The sequence below is a fragment of the Allosphingosinicella sp. genome (genome assembly GCF_036402135.1).
Taxonomy (GTDB): Bacteria; Pseudomonadota; Alphaproteobacteria; order Sphingomonadales; family Sphingomonadaceae; genus Allosphingosinicella.
Genome location: NZ_DASWTN010000015.1, coordinates 38,161 through 54,622 on the forward strand (window position 1 = coordinate 38,161; position 16,462 = coordinate 54,622).

Sequence of the window (16,462 nt, forward strand, 5' to 3'; positions counted from 1 at the left end):
CCGGCTATAGCCCCGCCCGGTGAGCCCGCCAAACCCGCCTTTCACCACGGAAATCCGCCCCTACGGCAAGGCGGCCATCGCCGAGGCCGCGCGGCTGATCGGCGAGGGCCTGCCGGTCGCGATGCCCACGGAAACCGTCTATGGACTCGCCGCCGACGCCACCAATGGCGAGGCAGTCGCGCGCATCTACGAAGCCAAGGGAAGACCGAGCTTCAACCCGCTGATCGTCCACGTGCAGAGCCTTGCACAAGCGAAGGATTACGGCGTCTTTTCGGAAGCCGCCGAAGCCGCCGCCGGGCATTACTGGCCCGGCCCGCTCACGATCGTGGTGGAGCGGCGCGCGGACAGCCCTATCGCTGAGCTGGTAACCGCCGGCCTACCCACTATCGCCCTCCGCTGCCCAAAACATCCCGCTATGCAGGACCTCCTGCAGGCAACCGGAACGCCGCTGGCGGCACCTTCCGCCAACGCCAGCGGCACGATCAGCGCCACCAGCGCCGATCATGTGATGAAGACGCTGGAAGGCCGCATTCCCCTCATCGTCGACGGCGGCCGCACCGAACAGGGGCTTGAATCCACCATCGTCCGCTTCACCGGCGACACAGTGACTTTGCTCCGACCCGGACCGATCAATTTCGAAGAGATCGTTCGCCTGTCGAGCCTCCCCGCCAACTTCTCCTCAGGCAAGATTGAGGCCCCCGGCCAGCTTCAGAGCCACTATGCACCGTCAAAGCCGCTCCGCCTGAACGTCGAGGCGCCGGAAGCCGGCGAATGGATGATCGGTTTCGGTCCGGTGCCTGGCCACGAAACGCTCAGCAACAAGGGCGATCTGGTGGAGGCGGCGGCAAGGCTGTTCGAAGCACTCCACCGCGCTGAGGCAAGCAACAGGGACGCGATAGCCGTCGCACCCATTCCCCAAACCGGGATCGGCGCTGCAATCAACGACAGGCTGAAAAGGGCCGCTGCTCCCCGTTAAGGCGTCTTGCGGACGTGGATGTAGGGAATCCAGACGCCGCCGAATTCGCCTTCCTGATACCAGACGTCGAGCACGTCATAGGATGCCTTGAAGCCCCGCTCGTCGGTCAGCCGGACGCCTTCGCCGATGCGCGGCACCGTGACGAACTTCAGCTTCTTTTCCGTCTGGTCGCTTTCGTTCTGGACCTCGACTTCAACCATGAACCTGCCTCAGTGGGTGTTGTTAGCAGCCGTTTCAGCCTCCGCTTTCGCGCGGATTGACTGAAATTCAGTTAACCAACGATCCTCCAGTCAGGTAAATCACGCAGCCGCGTCAGCCCGCCGCTTCCTGCCGCTTCAGCCGTTCCGCGAAGCTTTTCCGGAACTTGCGGAGCTTCGGCGCGACCACCGCCATGCAATAAGGATTGTTCTCGCCCTCCCGGGCGAAATATTCCTGATGATAATCCTCGGCCGGATACCAGTCGCTGAGCGGCTCGATGGTGGTGACGATCGGCTTGTCCCAATCGGCCTGAGCCCGCTCGATCGCCGCGCGGGCGCTTGCCTCCTGCTCCGGCGAATGCGGGAAGATGGCAGAGCGGTATTGCGTGCCGATGTCGTTGCCCTGGCGGTTCAGCTGGGTTGGATCGTGCGTGGCGAAATAGATGTCGAGAATGTCATCATAGCTGATCTTCTCGGGATCGAAGCTGATCCGCACCGCCTCCGCATGGCCGGTACCGCCGCCGCAGACCTGCTTATAGGTGGGATTGGTGACCTGCCCGCCCGTATAGCCGCTCTCGACGCTGGTGACGCCGATCACGTCGTCGAATACCGCTTCCGTGCACCAGAAGCACCCGCCCGCCAAAGTCGCCTGCTGTTCCGCCATGCTTCGTAGCCTTTCCGCCTGGATTTTATGGGATGCAGATAGGCAGCAACGCGGCCGATTGTAAGCTTCAGGCCGGCGGCGGCTCGGCGCGCGCCACGGTGAAACAGAAGATCGTGCCCCCGCCGTCCCGGTCACCGACCCAGATCTTGCCGCCATGCGCCTCGACGATGGTTCGGCAGATGGAAAGTCCGATCCCCAGCCCCTCCTCCTTCGTCCCCTTGAACGGCGAGAAGAGTGCGTCCCTGACGTCCGCGGAAATGCCCGGGCCGCTGTCGGAAACGCTCACCAGCACCATCTGCCTCTCGGTTGGCTTGGCGGTGATCCTGATCTCCTTTTTCTCCTGATCCCTCATCGCCTGAATGCCGTTCCGGACGAGGTTGATCAGCACCTGCTGGATCTGGACACGGTCGACTTCCACCCAATCGGCTTCAGGGTGGATTTCGACGCTGTGGCTCACGCCCAGGAAGCCCGCGTCGATGAAGGCAAGCGTTCCCGCATCTTCGACGATCTTGGAAAACTGCTCCGGCCGTAAGGCGGAATTACCGCGCGCGACCAGTTCGCGCAGCCGTCGGACGATCTGGCCCGCCCGCAATGCCCCGGCTTCGGCCGAAGCAAGCGCCTGCCGGGCATCGTCGATCTGATCGCCCTTGATGCCTTCGAGAAGCCTCCGGCTGCCGCGGACATAATTGGTGACGGCGGTAAGCGGCTGGTTGAGCTCGTGGGCGAGCGTGGACGCCATCGTGCCCATGGCGCTGAGGCGCGATACGTGAATCAGCTCCGCCTGCATGCGGCGGATCGCCTCGTCGGCCTTGTTGCGGTCGGTCAGGTCCATCATCGCGCCGACCACGCGGGCCGCCTTGCCGTCGCGGTCCCGGATGATGAAGCCCCGGTCCAGCATCAGCCGATATTCCCCGGCCTCAGTGCGGAATCTGTAAGTTGCCGACCAGCGCGTCTTTCCCCGCTTCAGCGCCTGATCGAGACTGCTTGAGGCTTGCTGCCTGTCCTCGGGATGCACCCGCTCCTCCCACCAGGCGAGGCTCGTGGTGCCTAGCTTCCGACCCGGATAGCCCAGCGTCTCGGCGGCCGTTTCGCTCCAGTGAAGCTCGTTCGTGAGCACATCGAGGTCCCAGATGGCATCATTCGTCGCGCGGGCTGCTAGGCGGTAACGTTCCTCCGCCTGCCGCTTCGCCTCTTCGGCGATCCTTTGTTCGTGAATATCCTCTGTCGATCCGTACCAACGGACCACATTGCCCTGCTCGTCGAGACGCGGCGCGGCCTTGGCACGATGATAGCGATATTCTCCACCCGGCGTCTTCATCCGGAACTCGGCCGATGACGCTTTCTTGTTCTTCACAGCAGCGTTCCATGCGGCAAGAATCACCTTCAGGTCCGCGGGATGAACCGTGTCCAGCCACGCTTCCGTGGGATCCCGTCCTTCCGGGATGCCGGTCGTCCGACTCACGGTGAGGATCCTTCCATCGGGCGCAGCCGTCCACACCTCCTGTCTGCTCAACTCCAGCGTATAGCGGTACAGCTCCTCGCTCTCGCGGAGCCGCTCCTCCGCCTCACGCCGTTCCTCTACTTCCTTGAGCAGCCGCTCATTGGCGTCGTGAAGATCCTTCGTCCGCGCCTCGACCCGCGCCTCCAGCGTCTCGGTGAGCTCCTTCAGCTCCTGCGCCGCCTTATCCCGCTCCTGAAGATAGGCGCCTGCGGCACGCTGCTGGAACCGCACGAACAGGGAGGACCTGACCGTCGCCAGCAGGACCGTGTCGTCGAACGGCATTTCGACCAGCCGGATGTTACCGAGCGTCTGCAGTTTCCGGCCTTCCTCCCGCGATAGCCCGCGCTTCGCGAGCAGGATCAGCGGGAAGAAGGACCAGCGCGGTTCTTCGGAAAGAGCCTGCCTGATGGCATCGAGAACGGCTTCGTCCGTATCGGCGCTCAAAATGGCGGTGCCCAGCGACGTCGAGCGGATGCCTTCGATCAGTTCGTCAAGGCTGAGGAGAGCCGACGCGATACCTTCAACGCGAAGGAGCGGCCCAACGAGATCTGCCTCTTTCGAGGAAGCCAGAACAGCGACTTGGCCTGCGTCCTGTTGCTGGCCATGCACGCGCTTGCTCCTATTCGTCGGACTCGGGGACGCCCTTGCTTTCAAAGGCGGGGACGTCCGCCTGGACGGCCAGCGTCAGCGCTTCCGCCAGGCTTCCAACCTGGAGCCGGTCCATCATGTTCGCACGGTGCATTTCGACCGTGCGGAGGCTGATCCCCAACTCCCGGGCCAACAGTTTGTTCGAAAGTCCGCCCGCGAGGCCCTGCAAGACTTCATATTCGCGAGCCGACAGCCGGTCTATCCGCTCCTTCGCCGCCTTCTTCCGCTCCGTTTTCTCGCCCCGGTCCTTAAGGAGCGCGAATGCCCGCTCCAGGCTGGAGAAGAGCAGCTCTTCGCCGAATGGCTTTTCGATGAAATCGACGGCGCCCATCTTCATCGCGCGGACGGCAACCGGCACTTCGCCATGACCGGTCATGACGACGATCGGCCAGTCGAGTTGCCGCTCCTGCAGCCCCGCCATTACGCCGAAGCCGTCTATCTTCGGCATGCGCACGTCGAGCAGGACGCACCCGGCTTCCAGTTCGTTGAGGCTGTTCAGGAAATCATCGCCGTCGGCGAAGGGCCGCGAACTAATGTCGGCGGTGGACAGCATGAAGCTGATCGAGGACCGGACGTCACGGTCGTCGTCGACCACATATACATGCCTGTCAGTCAACGTCGGGTCCTTTCAAACCGCGCGAATGCGGTAGAAACCGTAAAGGCAGCCGTAGCGGCGAAGTCAACCGGTTAACCTCGATCAGCCAGTTCATAGGAAAGCGCGCTCATAAAAGCAGAAGCCCGGCGGCAGGAGTGGGGTTCCTGCGGCCGGGCTTCGTATCACCGGACGTTTGGCTGACCAGTAAAGCCTTAGGTCCGAAATGCATCGTGATCAGCGATGCGTGGCCCTTAAACACCAGCACTGGTTAAGAAAATAGATGTGGAAACTACCGTAGTAACCGCAGAATTCCGCACGAAACCGCTGAAAATGCCGGAACAGCACGCGCTAAAAGAGGTTAACGCATGAGAGGAGACCAGCGATGAACCGCCAAGGACCCCATGACCAACCCAGCCAGGTAATTGCGGAAAGCGGCGAGGTTCAGATGGACGGCCCAGACGGAATTGCCGCCGCCCTGACGCCGGAGGCCGCCGAAGAGACCGGACGACGCCTTCTCGAAGCCGCGACCGAAGCAAGACGGCAGCTAGGGGAAGCGTGGCCCTAGGCGGCCGGAAGCCGCTGCCGCACCTTGCCGATCTCCGCCCACGGGTCCCGTGCCCGCGCCGCGATATGGGCCGGGGCGGTACGGATGGTGAAAGCGGACGGCTTGAGTTTCGGGCCTAAATCCGCCCATTCCAGCGGCATGGCGACCGGCGCGCCCGGTCTGGAGCGCGTCGAATATGGGCCGACCGCCGTCGATGTCGGGTCGTTCCGCAGATAATCGATGAAGATGCGTCCCGCCCGCTCCGCCTTGGAGATGCGGGTCAGGTAGGTTTCCGGCGCGTCGGCGGCCATCTCCTCCGAGGTCCGTTTGGCGAATGCCTTGGCCTCGCGCCAGGGCGTCACCGGCTCTACCGGCACCATGACATGAAGTCCCTTGCCGCCCGTTGTCTTGACGAAGCTGGTGAGACCGATCGCCTCCAGCCGTTCGCGCACCTCGATCGCCGCCTTGATCACGTCAGCAAAGCCAAGTCCCTCATCCGGATCGAGGTCGAAGATAATCCGGTCGGGCATGTCCGGCTTCTCCACCGTCACGCCCCACGGATGCATTTCAAGCACGCCCATCTGCACCATCGTGATCAGGCCGCTCACGTCGCGGATGTAGAGATAAGGCTCGTCGAAACCCGGCACCGTCACTTCATGAAGCTGCTCCGGAACGCCCGACCCCGCGTGCCGCTGATAGAAGCATTTCTTCTCCTGCCCGGTCGGACAGCGCACCAGCGTAATAGGCCGGTTCGCAACATGCGGCAGCATCTGCCCCGCCACAGCCACATAATAATCGGCAAGCTCGCTCTTGGTGATCCCCTGCTCCGGGTACAGCACCTTGTCCGGGTTGCTGAGCCGCACCCCCTCGACGAAGCGTTCGTCGCTCATACCGCCTCCAGCGTGGCGCGAAGCTCCGCCGGCCGCGCCTCCGGCTCGAGCTGGTCCATCCGGCATTGCTCCGGCGCCTTGTCCGGCCGCCAGCGGAGGAATTTTGTGCCATGGCGGAAGCGCCTGCCGGTGACATGGTCGTAGCGCACCTCGGCGATCAGCTCCGGCCGGAGCGGCTGCCAATCCCCGCTCCGCTCCGTGCTCCAGCGGCTCGGCCCGCCCGGCGCATTGCCGGTGAAGCCAGGCGCCTCCACCAGCGCCTCCAGCCTTTTCGTCAGCGCCGCCCGCCCCTCAGACGGAATGGCTGAGGTGAAGCCCACATGATCGAGCTTCCCCGCTTCATTATAAAGGCCGAGCAGCAGCGACCCCACCTCCTTGCTGTTCGTCCCGTAGCGGAAGCCGCCCACCACGCAGTCGGCGGTGCGGAGCTGCTTGATCTTCAGCATCGCCCGCTCTCCAGGTACATACGCCTCTTTCCGCCGCTTCGCGACGACGCCGTCGAGCGCCGCGCCCGCGCTTTCCAGCCACGCCTTCGCGACATCGCAATCTTCGGTGAAGGGCGACAACTCCAGCCCCTCGCCTCCCGCCTCGGCGAAGAAGCGCTCCAGTGCCTCCCGCCGCTCCGAAAGCGGCCGCTCGACAAGACTCTCGCCGTCCATCGCCAGACAATCGAACAGCATCAGCTTGGCCGGTGTCTTCGCTGCAAGCTTCCGCACCCTGCTCTCGGCCGGGTGAAGCCGCAGCTGCAGCGCTTCGAACGAAAGCACATCGCCGATCGGGATGATCAGCTCGCCGTCGATCACGAAACGCTGCGTCTTCAAGCCAAGGACCTGCTCCACCACCTCGGGAAAATAACGCCCCAGCGGCTTTCCCGATTTCGAATGAAGCTCCACATCCTTGCCGTCGCGGAAGACGAGGCAGCGAAATCCGTCCCATTTCGGCTCGAACTGCCAGCCTCCGCCTTCGGGGAGCGAGTCCACTAGCTTCGCCTCCATCGGCGGCGTTCCGGGCTTCACGGCTAGCTTCGAAAAAGGCGCCATGACTCCAAAGACGCCGCCGCCCGCACAGCGGTTCCGCCAACCGCATCTTAACGATTAACCCTGATTATGCGGCGAACAGAGTCGGTTCTGCGGTGAATTGGACCCATCAGGTGCCTCAGTTCGTTGAGCCTGCAGAACCACTTACTGTAAGGTTCTAAGCATTAGTCGGGGAGTTCCCTCTGTCATGCTTACGCGTCGTAACCTGCTTCAAACGGGAGCCGCGGCCGGGCTCGTAACCGCCGCTTCGCCGGTCTTTGCGACCGTCGCTCCGCCTCAGCCGCGCATCAATCCGGGGCTGCTCGCCCGCGCCAAGGCGGCGATGGAATCTAAGCGCCGCTTCCTCCTCGATACGAACGTGATCGCGGTTGCCGATTATTCGCAGCCGTCCGCCAGCGAACGCTTCTATCTCGTCAATCTCGCCGGCGGCATGGTGACGACCTACCAAGTGTCGCACGGCCGCGGTTCGGACCCCTATCACACCGGCTATCTCAACTATTTCTCGAACGAGCCGGGCTCCGAAGCCTCCTCGGCGGGCTCATACATCACTGGCGATGTCTATTACGGCAAATATGGCCGCTCGCTTCGCCTCAAGGGCCTGGACTGGAGCAACAGCAACGCCGAAGCGCGGGCCATCGTGGTCCACAGCGCCGCTTATGCGGAGCCGCGCGTCGTCGAACAGTTCGGCAAGCTTGGCCGCAGCGAAGGCTGCTTCGCCCTCTCGCAGCTCAGCCTCCAATATGTGCTGCAGCAGCTTGGGCCGGGCCGCCTGCTCTATTCCGACAAGGTCTAGAAACGAAAAGCCCCTCCGCTAAGGGAGGGGCTTCGTGAGAAGCGTCAGCGGCGCGGCTTACTTCGAAGCCAGCGCCGTCTTCCCGCCATTCTTGATCGATGCGACCACTTTCGCGTCGCGGTTGTAGACGTCCTTGTAGCGGATGATGCCCTTGCCGTCGGCCTGCGCCGCCGCCGTGAAATAGGCGATATAGACCGGCGTCGGGACGGACGTGTCCGCCTTCACCGTCTTCCCCGATTTGATCGTCGCGTCGATCTTAGCCTGATCCCATTCCGGGTTGCCGAGCAGCAGCCGCGCGAATTCCAGCGGATTTTGCGTGCGGATGCAGCCATGGCTGGCCGCGCGCGCGGGGCGTGAGAAGAGCGCCTTCGACGGCGTGTCGTGAAGGTAGATTGCGTAGTTGTTCGGCATCACCACCTTCATCCGGCCGAGAGAATTACCCGGTCCCGGCGGCTGGCGATAGCGGACGCCCCCTTCGGGTGTCTTCACCGATACATAGCCCTTCTTGCCGCGCACTTCCGGCGCGATGCTTGCGGGCACTTCCCACCAGGGATTGAAGATCACGCCGGTCGCGGTGGCGCCGAGCTGCGGCGTCGGCGTCTTCACAGCGCCCACCACCGCCTTGTGACGGGCGACGACGTGGCCGTTCTCGACGAGAGCCACCGTGTAAGCCGGCACGTTGACGATCACGTAGCGCGGCCCAAGCTCGCGCGGCAGCCAGCGCCAGCGCTCGAGATTGACGCGCGCCGCTTCGACCGTGCTGAGGTCCGTCGCGTTGGCGAGCACGTCCTTCAGCTCGCCATATTGCAGGTGGGTCGGAAGCAGCGAATCCAGCGTCTGCCGCACGCTGCGCGCGGCGATCGCCTTTTCCATCAGCGAGAATTGCGTGGCGCCGTCCAGATCCTCGTCCTTAAGGTGCCAGTCGGTCCGGGCCGTCATCGGCACCGTGCCGAGCGCGAGGGCGGCGGAAAGCTTCAGGAAGCTGTCGGTCGCGGCGCGGTCCACGGCCGCCTGATCGCGGCCGGCAAGCGCGGATTCAAGCGCGTCGAGGCCATATTCGGAAGGCTCCAGCCCTTCCTCGTTCACGCGGCTGATATAGCTCAGCAGGTCTTGGGCGGCCTCGCGGTTCCACGGCCGCGCGACCATCGTGCCCTGAAGGCCGCGGTAGACGGTCTCCGCCTCGGAGATCGGCGTTGCCGGCGCTTCGCCCGCGGCAATCTGCTGCTCGGTAGGCTTCTCGCCCTTCTTGAGCTGCGCGCCCGCAGGCATGGCGGTGGCGCAAAGCGCGGCGATGATCGTCGACTTCAATATTCTGGACATGGCAACCCTGTTACTTCGCATCCTGGCTTCAAGCCGTTCGCTCTATGCCAGCCTTTTCCTGTTCGCTGGCTGAACGGACGTTAACCCCGGTCAACCCGTTCTGCAGGAAAGACAATTCGAAAGCGGTCGGGCTCTTTGCCTCCGCCTTTCTTCTACCTCAGGACCCGGAATCCGCCAAGGGCCGCTATCCTGGATTAGGATGCGGCCGATGCGGGAATGCAACAGGCGCGGCCCTCGGAGCGGGGCCGCTGAAGGTCAGGCGCGCCGGTCGGCGACGCGGTCCTTGTGGATCCAGCCGAAATAGATGCCGCCGAGCGCCAGCAGCAGGTGGAGCCAGACGTCGTTGCCGTAGAGCGGAGCCATTCCGAACATCGTGTCGAGGCCGGGGACCAGCCCCATGATCATCAGGATCACGTAAGCGATGCCGACCGCTTTGGCGTAACCCTTGGCTGCGCCGAGGCTGCGGGACGCGGCAAGGCCCCAGACGCCGAACAGCAGATGCACGAGCGTGTGAACGAGGTTCACCGGGAACAGGCCGAGCGCGTCGCCGGACATCGCATCTACCGCCACCCCGTCGTGCATGCGGTGCTGCAGCAGGCCGGGGATGAGGCCTGAGGCGGTGATCAGCAGGAAAACGATTCCGAAAACCAGTGCGAAGGTGCGAGTGCTCATCCGATTTCTCCCAGGTTAGCCTTCTACGCACACAGAGCGGCGTCAGGCCTCCGCCCGCTGCCGCCAGCGGAGCCGCCGCTTCAGCTCCTCCACCTTTTCCAGATAGCTCATCGCAAGCCGGTAATGGGGGCGGGCGATGTCCATCGTTGCGGCCCGCTGCGCGAGCTGCATCTCGCTGGTCGCGCGTTCCTGCCAGTAATTAAGATCGTGCTGCTCCAACTTTCTGCTCTCCAGCATGTTCTTCTTTGTCGATGCAATGCCAGAGCGCGCCGCCAAGTTCCTGAAATTGTTCCTGATGCAGATTAGGTTGACGGTCTTCTCGCGCTCCCCGATGCTCGCACGGCAATTGGTTTAGGGGTTCGGAATTGACGGAAGCAGGGCCAAGCGCGGGCGCGATCTTCCTTCGCTTCCTCCGCTTCGGCTTTCTCGCCTGGGGCGGCCCGGTCGCGCAGATCGCGATGATCAAGCGCGAGCTGGTCGAGGAGGAGAAATGGCTCACCCCCTCCCGGTTCGCCCGCCTGCTCGCGGTCTATCAGGTACTGCCGGGGCCGGAGGCGCACGAGCTCTGCGTCCACATGGGCACGATGAAGCGCGGCCGGATCGGCGGCTTTCTCGCGGGCCTCGGCTTCATGCTGCCGGGGCTGGTCCTCATTCTCGCGCTCGCCTGGGCCTATAGCCGCCTGGACCTCCGCCAATCACTGATCGCCGCGTCATTTCTCGGCGTGCAGATCGGCGTCGTCGCGCTTATCGTCCGCGCCGTTCACCGGATCGCCGACCATACGCTGAACGATACGGCGCTCTGGCTCATCGCAGCCGCGAGCGCGGTCTGCGCCTATGTGGGCACAAGCTTCTGGATCACGCTTCCCGCCGCAGGCCTCGCTGATGCTGCCATCGCCGCTCGCAAATATTGGGCCGTCGCACTCGTCGTGGCGGTTGCCGCCATGGCCGCTGTTGCAACGGGTTCGCTCGGCACGCTCACAGACCCCGCTCCAGTCGGCCCGGCAGCGCTCGTGGAAGCGGGGTCGGTCGGGGCCCTCCCCCTCTTCCTCTCTGGCCTCAAAGCCGGACTGCTGACCTTCGGTGGGGCCTATACCGCCATCCCCTTCGTCCGCGACGACACTGTCGGACGCGGCTGGGTGACGGAGGGCCAGTTCCTCGACGGTCTCGCTCTGGCGGGGATCATTCCTGCTCCCCTCATCATCTTCGCAACCTTCGTCGGCTATCTCGCCGGCGGGCTAGCCGGAGCCTTCGCAATGACGGCAGGCATTTTCCTCCCCGCTTTCGCCTTTGGCATCATCTTCTACGACCGGCTTGAGCGGGTGATGGACGACGCCCGCCTTCACCGCTTCCTGGAGGGTGTCGCAGCCGGTGTCGTCGGCCTCATCGCCGCAACCACGATCGAGCTCGCGCTGCACGTCGCCCGATCGACGCCGTCTCTACCTATCGGCGCCGCAATCTTCGCAGCCGCCTTGGCGCTGCTCTACCTGTGGCGCTCGAAGCTCAACGTGCCTGCGGTGGTGCTGGGATCGGCCGCCGCCGGAGCCGCCTTGCTCAGCTGAGCGGTAGCGTGACGTGGAACGTCGCGCCCCGCTCAACAGCCTCGTCCAGCGTGATAGCCCCGCCATGCCGCTCGACGATCTCCTTCGTGATAGCGAGGCCTAAACCGGTGCCGGACTGCCCGCGCTGCGAGGACGCGTCCTCCTGCGCGAACCGGTTGAACAGCCGCTCACGAAATTCGGGCGAAATCCCCGGCCCCTGATCAATGACGCTGATCCGCGCATGCTCGCCTTCTTCGGTCAAACGAACCGTAACTATGCCCCCCTCCGGGGAGAATTTCGCCGCGTTCGAAAGAAGGTTGCTCATCACCTGCAGCATGCGTCCGGCATCCACTTGGCAGAAGATATCCTCCGCAGGCGGCGCGAAGGCGATGCTCATGCCCAGCTTCTCGGCATAAGGGCTATTCTGCTCCACCGCTTCCTTCAGGAACTCGGCCATATTGGTTCGGGCGAAATGGAATTCGAGCTGCCCCGACTGAAGCTTGTCGAGATCGAGAAGATCATCGACCAGCCGCGCGAGCCTCAGGCTGTTCTTCCGCGCGATCTTGACCAGCCCCTCGGCCTTGGGCGGAAGCTCCCCGCCAGCACCGCCTTGCAGCAGCCCCAGCGAACCGGAAATGGCGGTGAGCGGCGTTCGCAGCTCATGACTGACCGTGGACACAAGCTCTTCCTTCAGCCGCGCCGTCTGCCGCTCGATCGTCACGTCCCGCGCGGTCAAAATGAAGCGCCCGCCGCGGATCGACTTCCGCCAAATGTCGAGCACCCGCCCGTCCTTCCGCGTAATCTCGATCCGCCGGCTCTCGCTGCTCCTGATCGAGGCGACGAAGCCGGCGACGATCTGGTCCGGATCGCCCGGTCCAAGATCCCCGCGCTCGGCGGAAACCTTCATCAACCCGGCCGCATCGAGCCCGGTCTGGATCGCCTCCCGCGGATAGCCGAACATCTCGCCGAACGTGTCATTCCACAGGATCATGCGAAGGTCGGAATCGACCAAAGCCACTCCTTCGCTGACATTCTCCACCGTAAGGTGAAGGAGCGCCCTCTCCTCCTCCGCCCTCTCATGCTCCTGAGCCGCGGCGAGGCTTCCCACGCGAAGCTCGATCAGGTCCACCACCGTCTGTGCCAGCCCCGCGAGCCGTTCCTGCTGCTCGGCCGAAAAAGTGCGCGGAACCGTGTCGATCAGGCACAATGTCCCCACGGCATGCCCCCCGGCCACCCGAAGCGGCGCACCCGCATAGAAGCGGATGAAAGGCTCCCCCGTCACCAGCGGATTGTCGACGAAGCGCTCATCTTTCGTCGCATCTTCGACGACCATCACGCCGTCGCCCAGGATCGCGAAGCCGCAAAAGGCGACATCCCGTGACGTTCCCGACTTGTCGATGCCGCAAGCGCCGCGGAAACACTGCATCTCGGAACCAACGATCGAAACCAGCGCCATCGGCACGCCGAACAGGGATGCCGCCAACCGCGTCACATGATCGAACGCAGGCTCGCGCCCAACGCCGCCCAATTGGTAGCGCTCGATCGCAGCCAGCCGCTGCGCCTCATCGCTCGGTATCGGAGGTGCGATCATCGTCTTCCCGTCTGCAGGGCCGCCTCCTTTACAGCCACTTACCGGCGCTGCAAATGCTAGGGGCGGAGATGCGGCAGCATGTGCGGAATGTAATCCGCCTTACCCAATTCGGCCTTCCCGCTCCGCAATATCGCGTAGGCGATCATCACATGGAAATAGAACTGCCCCAAGGCCCAGTCCCGGGCATATTGCTCCGCGGTCAGATCGAAGATCATGCCGTTCGGAAGTTCGTGCGCGATCGGACTTCCCGGGTCCACATCGAGAGCTTCCGGTCCAAGGCTGTCCAGCGATGCGATCGTTTCTGCGATCCGGCTCTGAGCGTCCGACAGCGTCCCCGGCCGTTCGCCAGCGTTCCGGCCTTCGTTCAGAAGCTCGGCGACGGCAGCTGGAAAAGCCAATCCCCGCAGCCGGTGCACCGCTTCCAGAGCTTGAACGCAGGCAAAGCGCACCTGCGTCGAAAGCGGAAACATGTCCGGCGCAAGCCGCGCCGACAGCAGCGCCTCTGCTTCGCCCTGAGGCATTTGCGCCCGTGCCTTTTCCAGCCAGCCGGAGAGCGCTGTCAGCATCTGCGTGTAGGTGGGAATGAGGAGTGACGTTAAGGACAAAGGCTTGCTCCCTGAATGGAGCTCGCATGTTGGCAAAGCGCGGAAGTGTTTTCTAGCCACGGGAGCGGCCGCCTAAAGGAAGCCGGTCCTTTTGATCAGCGTGCGGCTTACCGCTGGGGGCGATGAAACAGCCGTGCAAGGAAGCCGCGTCGCGGCGCGGCCGCGGACTCGGGTTCGCTCGACCTGAGGCGCTGGCGCAGCGTCGAAGCCGGCAGAGCATCGGCGGTCGGATCTTCCCGCGGCACCCATGGCTTCATGCTCAAGGTGGCGAATTGCGCCTGCGGCGCGGCAGTGGAAGCGGTCGACGAAAAGTCGCGCGGCTTATCGGATCCGAGAACGGCGACGAAGTCGGCATTCACTCCGACCGCTCCGGAAATAAGGCGGCAGCCCAGCGGGAGGCCATGATCCGAAACCGCCCGTTCGACCGCTTGAAGAAAGCGGGTGGCCAATAGCCAGCTTCCCAATACGAATTCGACATAGCCGCCAGGCGCGCGCCCTTCGACCCCGTCCCGGCCGTCGCGGAGGAAATAGCGGTGCTTGGAATGGATCAGCGCCGTGTTCAGCGGACCGAGACCGGACAGGCTGCAATAGAATTCGACATCCTCTTCCTGCCCCAGCCATCCAGGCAGCTCCTTCTCACATTCGGCGAGCAGTTCGGAATTGGCGGCTCGGCTGAAGGGGTACGCTTCGTCCGAGTAAAGGGAGAGCAGCAGTTCGGGCTCTTCAATCCGGCCCGGTTCGAAGACCAAGTCTGGCGGATTGGTAAACCCGAGCGTGATGGCGGTGACCGGCGGCCCTTCCCACTCGGCGATGATCGGGAGAAGATCGTCCCAGCCCTCCAGGACGGCATCGGCAGCCGTTGTGGCCTTGCACAGACGGGCAAGCGCGCCATCGAAACCGGCAAGCTCGGCCGAAAGCCTTGCGTCGGCTTCGGCAGAGCGCCCCGAAGAGAGCAGGCTCCGCATCTCTTCGGTCCAGGCGTACTCGTTTTCCGCTTCGAGGAAGGTGATCTGCAGCGGGTGCGGCACCGTCGGTTCGCGATAGGCGCGCACGCCTTCGGTTTGCTCTGGGTCGGGTATCGACACGAAGTGAGGATGCGGCGCGCCAACGCCTCGGTACGCGTTCATCTCCATCTTCCCCGCAAACCACCCCAGATGAACGGCATAGTTTACGGCGCTTAAATTAAAGAATTATGCATAGCTGCCCGATGCCAGAGCCTGATCATTAGCGAGTTTCCTAAGCGCCAGCCTCTCTCGAAGATCGCGAGGCCTGAATGTTTGCAATGTGTGGAAAGCGGACATTTGCTGCCTTCAATTCTAATCCGGAAGGTGCTATGCCGGGGACGGGGGCAAGATGATGTTTTCGCAGATGTTTTCAGGATTGCTGCTTTTGGCGGGAGCCGCCACCGGGCAGACAGCTTCTAAGAGCGAGGGACCGACTTACAACTGGTGTTTCAAGAGCGGCCCTTTTGTCACCAAGGTCTTTCTTTCCGAACAAAAGAACAGCTTTGAGCTTTTCGACGCCGCCTTGGAAAAGGTCCTTGGGTATCCGGTGAATGCGGATGGCGTAAGGTGCCGCTCGTTCCCCTCCGCCGAGACTGCTAATGCTGATCGCGACAAGTGGATCACGCTTGTGCGTAGTCGCGGCCGCCCAATCGCTGAGGTCGACGTTCTAGCCGGGACCGCTGCTGAGCTTCACTAAGCCAACACAGTCTCTGAGGCTCATCAGGACCAACTCGGAAACCGCAGGGGGGAGTTGATGCATACGAGCAAAGTACGGGGCACCGTCCTCACGATCGCAGCCTCGGTTGCGATGGAGGCGAGTGCACAGACCAGCGTTCCTAAAGCTCCCGCTCAGGCGGCACCTCAGCAAGGCCTGTACGAGATCATGCCAGACTTCCGGTATCTGGATAACCGGGGGAGCATGACCCTCTCTTTCGACGCCAAATCAATCAGGCGGAACGGCGACTTGGGTACAGTGCACGTGCTCCGCGAGAACACGGATGCTCCGGGTGTCACGCATTCGTTCGACATAGAGCTAAACTGCTCGGCCAAGACCGCCCGTGTACGACAGACCACAGTGCGGTCGGCAGACGGAACGGAAACGAAGGCCGGCACTGCGGCGCCAAGTCCTATTGTAGCAGGTTCCCCCTACGCGCTGCTCCTTCCTGAGGTATGCGGCGGGTCGTAACGCTCGGCTCAGCGTGCTGCCAAATGTCCGCATTGGGCCGAAAGTAAACGCTCGAGCGAAGCGTCAATCCCGTCCCGCGATCACGTGCGATTGTCCGGCCCCATAACCTTCGGCAAAGGCCCTGATTGCCCGCGCCATCTTGGCGCCGCCCTGTACCGATGGCTCGATCGGGTTCGCATAGTCCGCCTCCTCGTTGCAGATCAGGCGAAGGTCGATCAGCGGCAGCCCGCGCGAAAACGCGGCGCGCGTGATGATGTCGTTGAAGATGGCGAGGGCGGTCCGGATGATGCGGTGGTTCTGGGCCGACTGAGGTGTGTCGTAGATGGTGCAGACCGCCGTCGGCAGCTCCTGCGCCAGCACGCCTTCCAGCATCTCGGCATAATCCTGCGCGAACGCCCGCTGCGCTTGCTCCAGCACCGCCGCGGCCTCGCCCACATTTCTGACGCTTTGCCCGAGCAGATAGGAAGCGCCGAGCGCATCGTTGCCGCCGACGCTGACCACCAGGTGCGTCGCATCTTCCGGCATCCGCTTCAGCTGCGAGGCAACGCCGGTGGTGATCGCGCCGTCCACCGCCAGCAGGGTGGCCTGCCAGTCCGGAAGCTCCTCCCGCACCTGCCGGATTACGTCCGGCCCGCCAGGCACGTATGCCGCATTGTCGAAGATTGAATCACCCAGAAGAACGATGTGGCTCATGGCCGCAT

18 protein-coding genes are annotated in these 16,462 nt (G+C 63.5%); 5 read left to right on the forward strand and 13 right to left on the reverse strand.

The window, feature by feature from the left end; all coding sequences use genetic code 11:
- The first annotated feature begins 19 nt into the window (after positions 1-19).
- Entirely contained in the window at positions 20-976 is a 957-nt protein-coding gene (locus VGD10_RS04495) for an L-threonylcarbamoyladenylate synthase (RefSeq protein ID WP_331039605.1), read from the forward strand.
- On the opposite strand, the gene VGD10_RS04500 is transcribed toward VGD10_RS04495, so the two are convergent.
- From VGD10_RS04500 to VGD10_RS04515, 4 genes are all read right to left on the reverse strand, one after another.
- Complete coding sequence (locus VGD10_RS04500; protein ID WP_331039606.1) at positions 973-1,176, reverse strand: hypothetical protein; 204 nt, start codon at positions 1,174-1,176, stop codon at positions 973-975. The genes VGD10_RS04495 and VGD10_RS04500 overlap by 4 nt on opposite strands.
- Positions 1,177-1,288: 112 nt before the next feature.
- Positions 1,289-1,837 carry a peptide-methionine (S)-S-oxide reductase MsrA gene (gene msrA, locus VGD10_RS04505; RefSeq protein ID WP_331039607.1) on the reverse strand — a complete coding sequence of 183 codons (549 nt, stop codon included), beginning with the start codon at positions 1,835-1,837 and terminating at the stop codon, positions 1,289-1,291.
- Positions 1,838-1,904: 67 nt separating this feature from the next.
- A complete protein-coding gene (locus VGD10_RS04510) occupies positions 1,905-3,947 on the reverse strand; it encodes a PAS domain-containing protein (protein ID WP_331039608.1) in 2,043 nt (680 codons plus the stop codon).
- A 10-nt stretch (positions 3,948-3,957) separates the two neighbouring features.
- Entirely contained in the window at positions 3,958-4,602 is a 645-nt protein-coding gene (locus tag VGD10_RS04515; RefSeq protein ID WP_331039609.1) for a response regulator transcription factor, read from the reverse strand.
- Positions 4,603-4,963: 361 nt separating this feature from the next.
- Between VGD10_RS04515 and VGD10_RS04520 the strand changes: the two genes are divergently transcribed.
- Entirely contained in the window at positions 4,964-5,146 is a 183-nt protein-coding gene (locus VGD10_RS04520) for a hypothetical protein (RefSeq protein WP_331039610.1), read from the forward strand.
- On the opposite strand, the gene ligD is transcribed toward VGD10_RS04520, so the two are convergent.
- Positions 5,143-6,015: a non-homologous end-joining DNA ligase gene (gene ligD, locus VGD10_RS04525; RefSeq protein ID WP_331039611.1), complete on the reverse strand. Its 873-nt coding sequence runs from the start codon at positions 6,013-6,015 to the stop codon at positions 5,143-5,145. The two genes, VGD10_RS04520 and ligD, sit on opposite strands and share 4 nt — an antisense overlap.
- On the reverse strand, positions 6,012-7,055 hold the full coding sequence (locus tag VGD10_RS04530) for an ATP-dependent DNA ligase (protein WP_331039612.1): 1,044 nt from the start codon (positions 7,053-7,055) through the stop codon (positions 6,012-6,014). Before VGD10_RS04530 ends, ligD begins: the two co-directional genes overlap by 4 nt.
- A gap of 184 nt (positions 7,056-7,239) precedes the next feature.
- Here VGD10_RS04530 and VGD10_RS04535 point away from each other — a divergent pair, with 184 nt between their 5' ends.
- Complete coding sequence (locus VGD10_RS04535) at positions 7,240-7,845, forward strand: murein L,D-transpeptidase catalytic domain family protein (RefSeq protein ID WP_331039613.1); 606 nt, start codon at positions 7,240-7,242, stop codon at positions 7,843-7,845.
- 57 nt (positions 7,846-7,902) lie between these two features.
- Here VGD10_RS04535 and VGD10_RS04540 read toward each other — a convergent pair whose 3' ends face one another.
- The 3 genes from VGD10_RS04540 to VGD10_RS04550 form a co-directional block, all read right to left on the reverse strand.
- Positions 7,903-9,165: a L,D-transpeptidase family protein gene (locus tag VGD10_RS04540; RefSeq protein WP_331039614.1), complete on the reverse strand. Its 1,263-nt coding sequence runs from the start codon at positions 9,163-9,165 to the stop codon at positions 7,903-7,905.
- 255 nt (positions 9,166-9,420) lie between these two features.
- Entirely contained in the window at positions 9,421-9,837 is a 417-nt protein-coding gene (locus VGD10_RS04545) for a DUF4383 domain-containing protein (RefSeq protein ID WP_331039615.1), read from the reverse strand.
- Positions 9,838-9,879: 42 nt separating this feature from the next.
- Positions 9,880-10,074 (reverse strand): hypothetical protein, encoded by a 195-nt coding sequence (locus tag VGD10_RS04550; RefSeq protein WP_331039616.1) that lies wholly within the window; start codon positions 10,072-10,074, stop codon positions 9,880-9,882.
- Between the two features lie 128 nt (positions 10,075-10,202).
- On the opposite strand from VGD10_RS04550, the gene chrA reads away from it, so the two are divergent.
- Positions 10,203-11,396 carry a chromate efflux transporter gene (chrA, locus tag VGD10_RS04555; protein ID WP_331039617.1) on the forward strand — a complete coding sequence of 398 codons (1,194 nt, stop codon included), beginning with the start codon at positions 10,203-10,205 and terminating at the stop codon, positions 11,394-11,396.
- Here chrA and VGD10_RS04560 read toward each other — a convergent pair.
- From VGD10_RS04560 to VGD10_RS04570, 3 genes are all read right to left on the reverse strand, one after another.
- Positions 11,389-12,966, reverse strand: a complete 1,578-nt coding sequence (locus VGD10_RS04560) for a GAF domain-containing sensor histidine kinase (RefSeq protein WP_331039618.1) — start codon at positions 12,964-12,966, stop codon at positions 11,389-11,391. The genes chrA and VGD10_RS04560 overlap by 8 nt on opposite strands.
- A 56-nt stretch (positions 12,967-13,022) precedes the next feature.
- Positions 13,023-13,571: a DUF1993 domain-containing protein gene (locus VGD10_RS04565; RefSeq protein WP_331039619.1), complete on the reverse strand. Its 549-nt coding sequence runs from the start codon at positions 13,569-13,571 to the stop codon at positions 13,023-13,025.
- Positions 13,572-13,678: 107 nt separating this feature from the next.
- The gene (locus VGD10_RS04570; RefSeq protein WP_331039620.1) at positions 13,679-14,698 is read right to left on the reverse strand and encodes a hypothetical protein; all 1,020 of its coding nucleotides are present in this window, start codon (positions 14,696-14,698) and stop codon (positions 13,679-13,681) included.
- Between the two features lie 226 nt (positions 14,699-14,924).
- On the opposite strand from VGD10_RS04570, the gene VGD10_RS04575 reads away from it, so the two are divergent.
- Positions 14,925-15,272, forward strand: a complete 348-nt coding sequence (locus VGD10_RS04575) for a hypothetical protein (protein WP_331039621.1) — start codon at positions 14,925-14,927, stop codon at positions 15,270-15,272.
- Positions 15,273-15,824: 552 nt separating this feature from the next.
- Here VGD10_RS04575 and VGD10_RS04580 read toward each other — a convergent pair.
- Positions 15,825-16,454: an SGNH/GDSL hydrolase family protein gene (locus VGD10_RS04580; protein ID WP_331039622.1), complete on the reverse strand. Its 630-nt coding sequence runs from the start codon at positions 16,452-16,454 to the stop codon at positions 15,825-15,827.
- Positions 16,455-16,462: the final 8 nt, after the last annotated feature.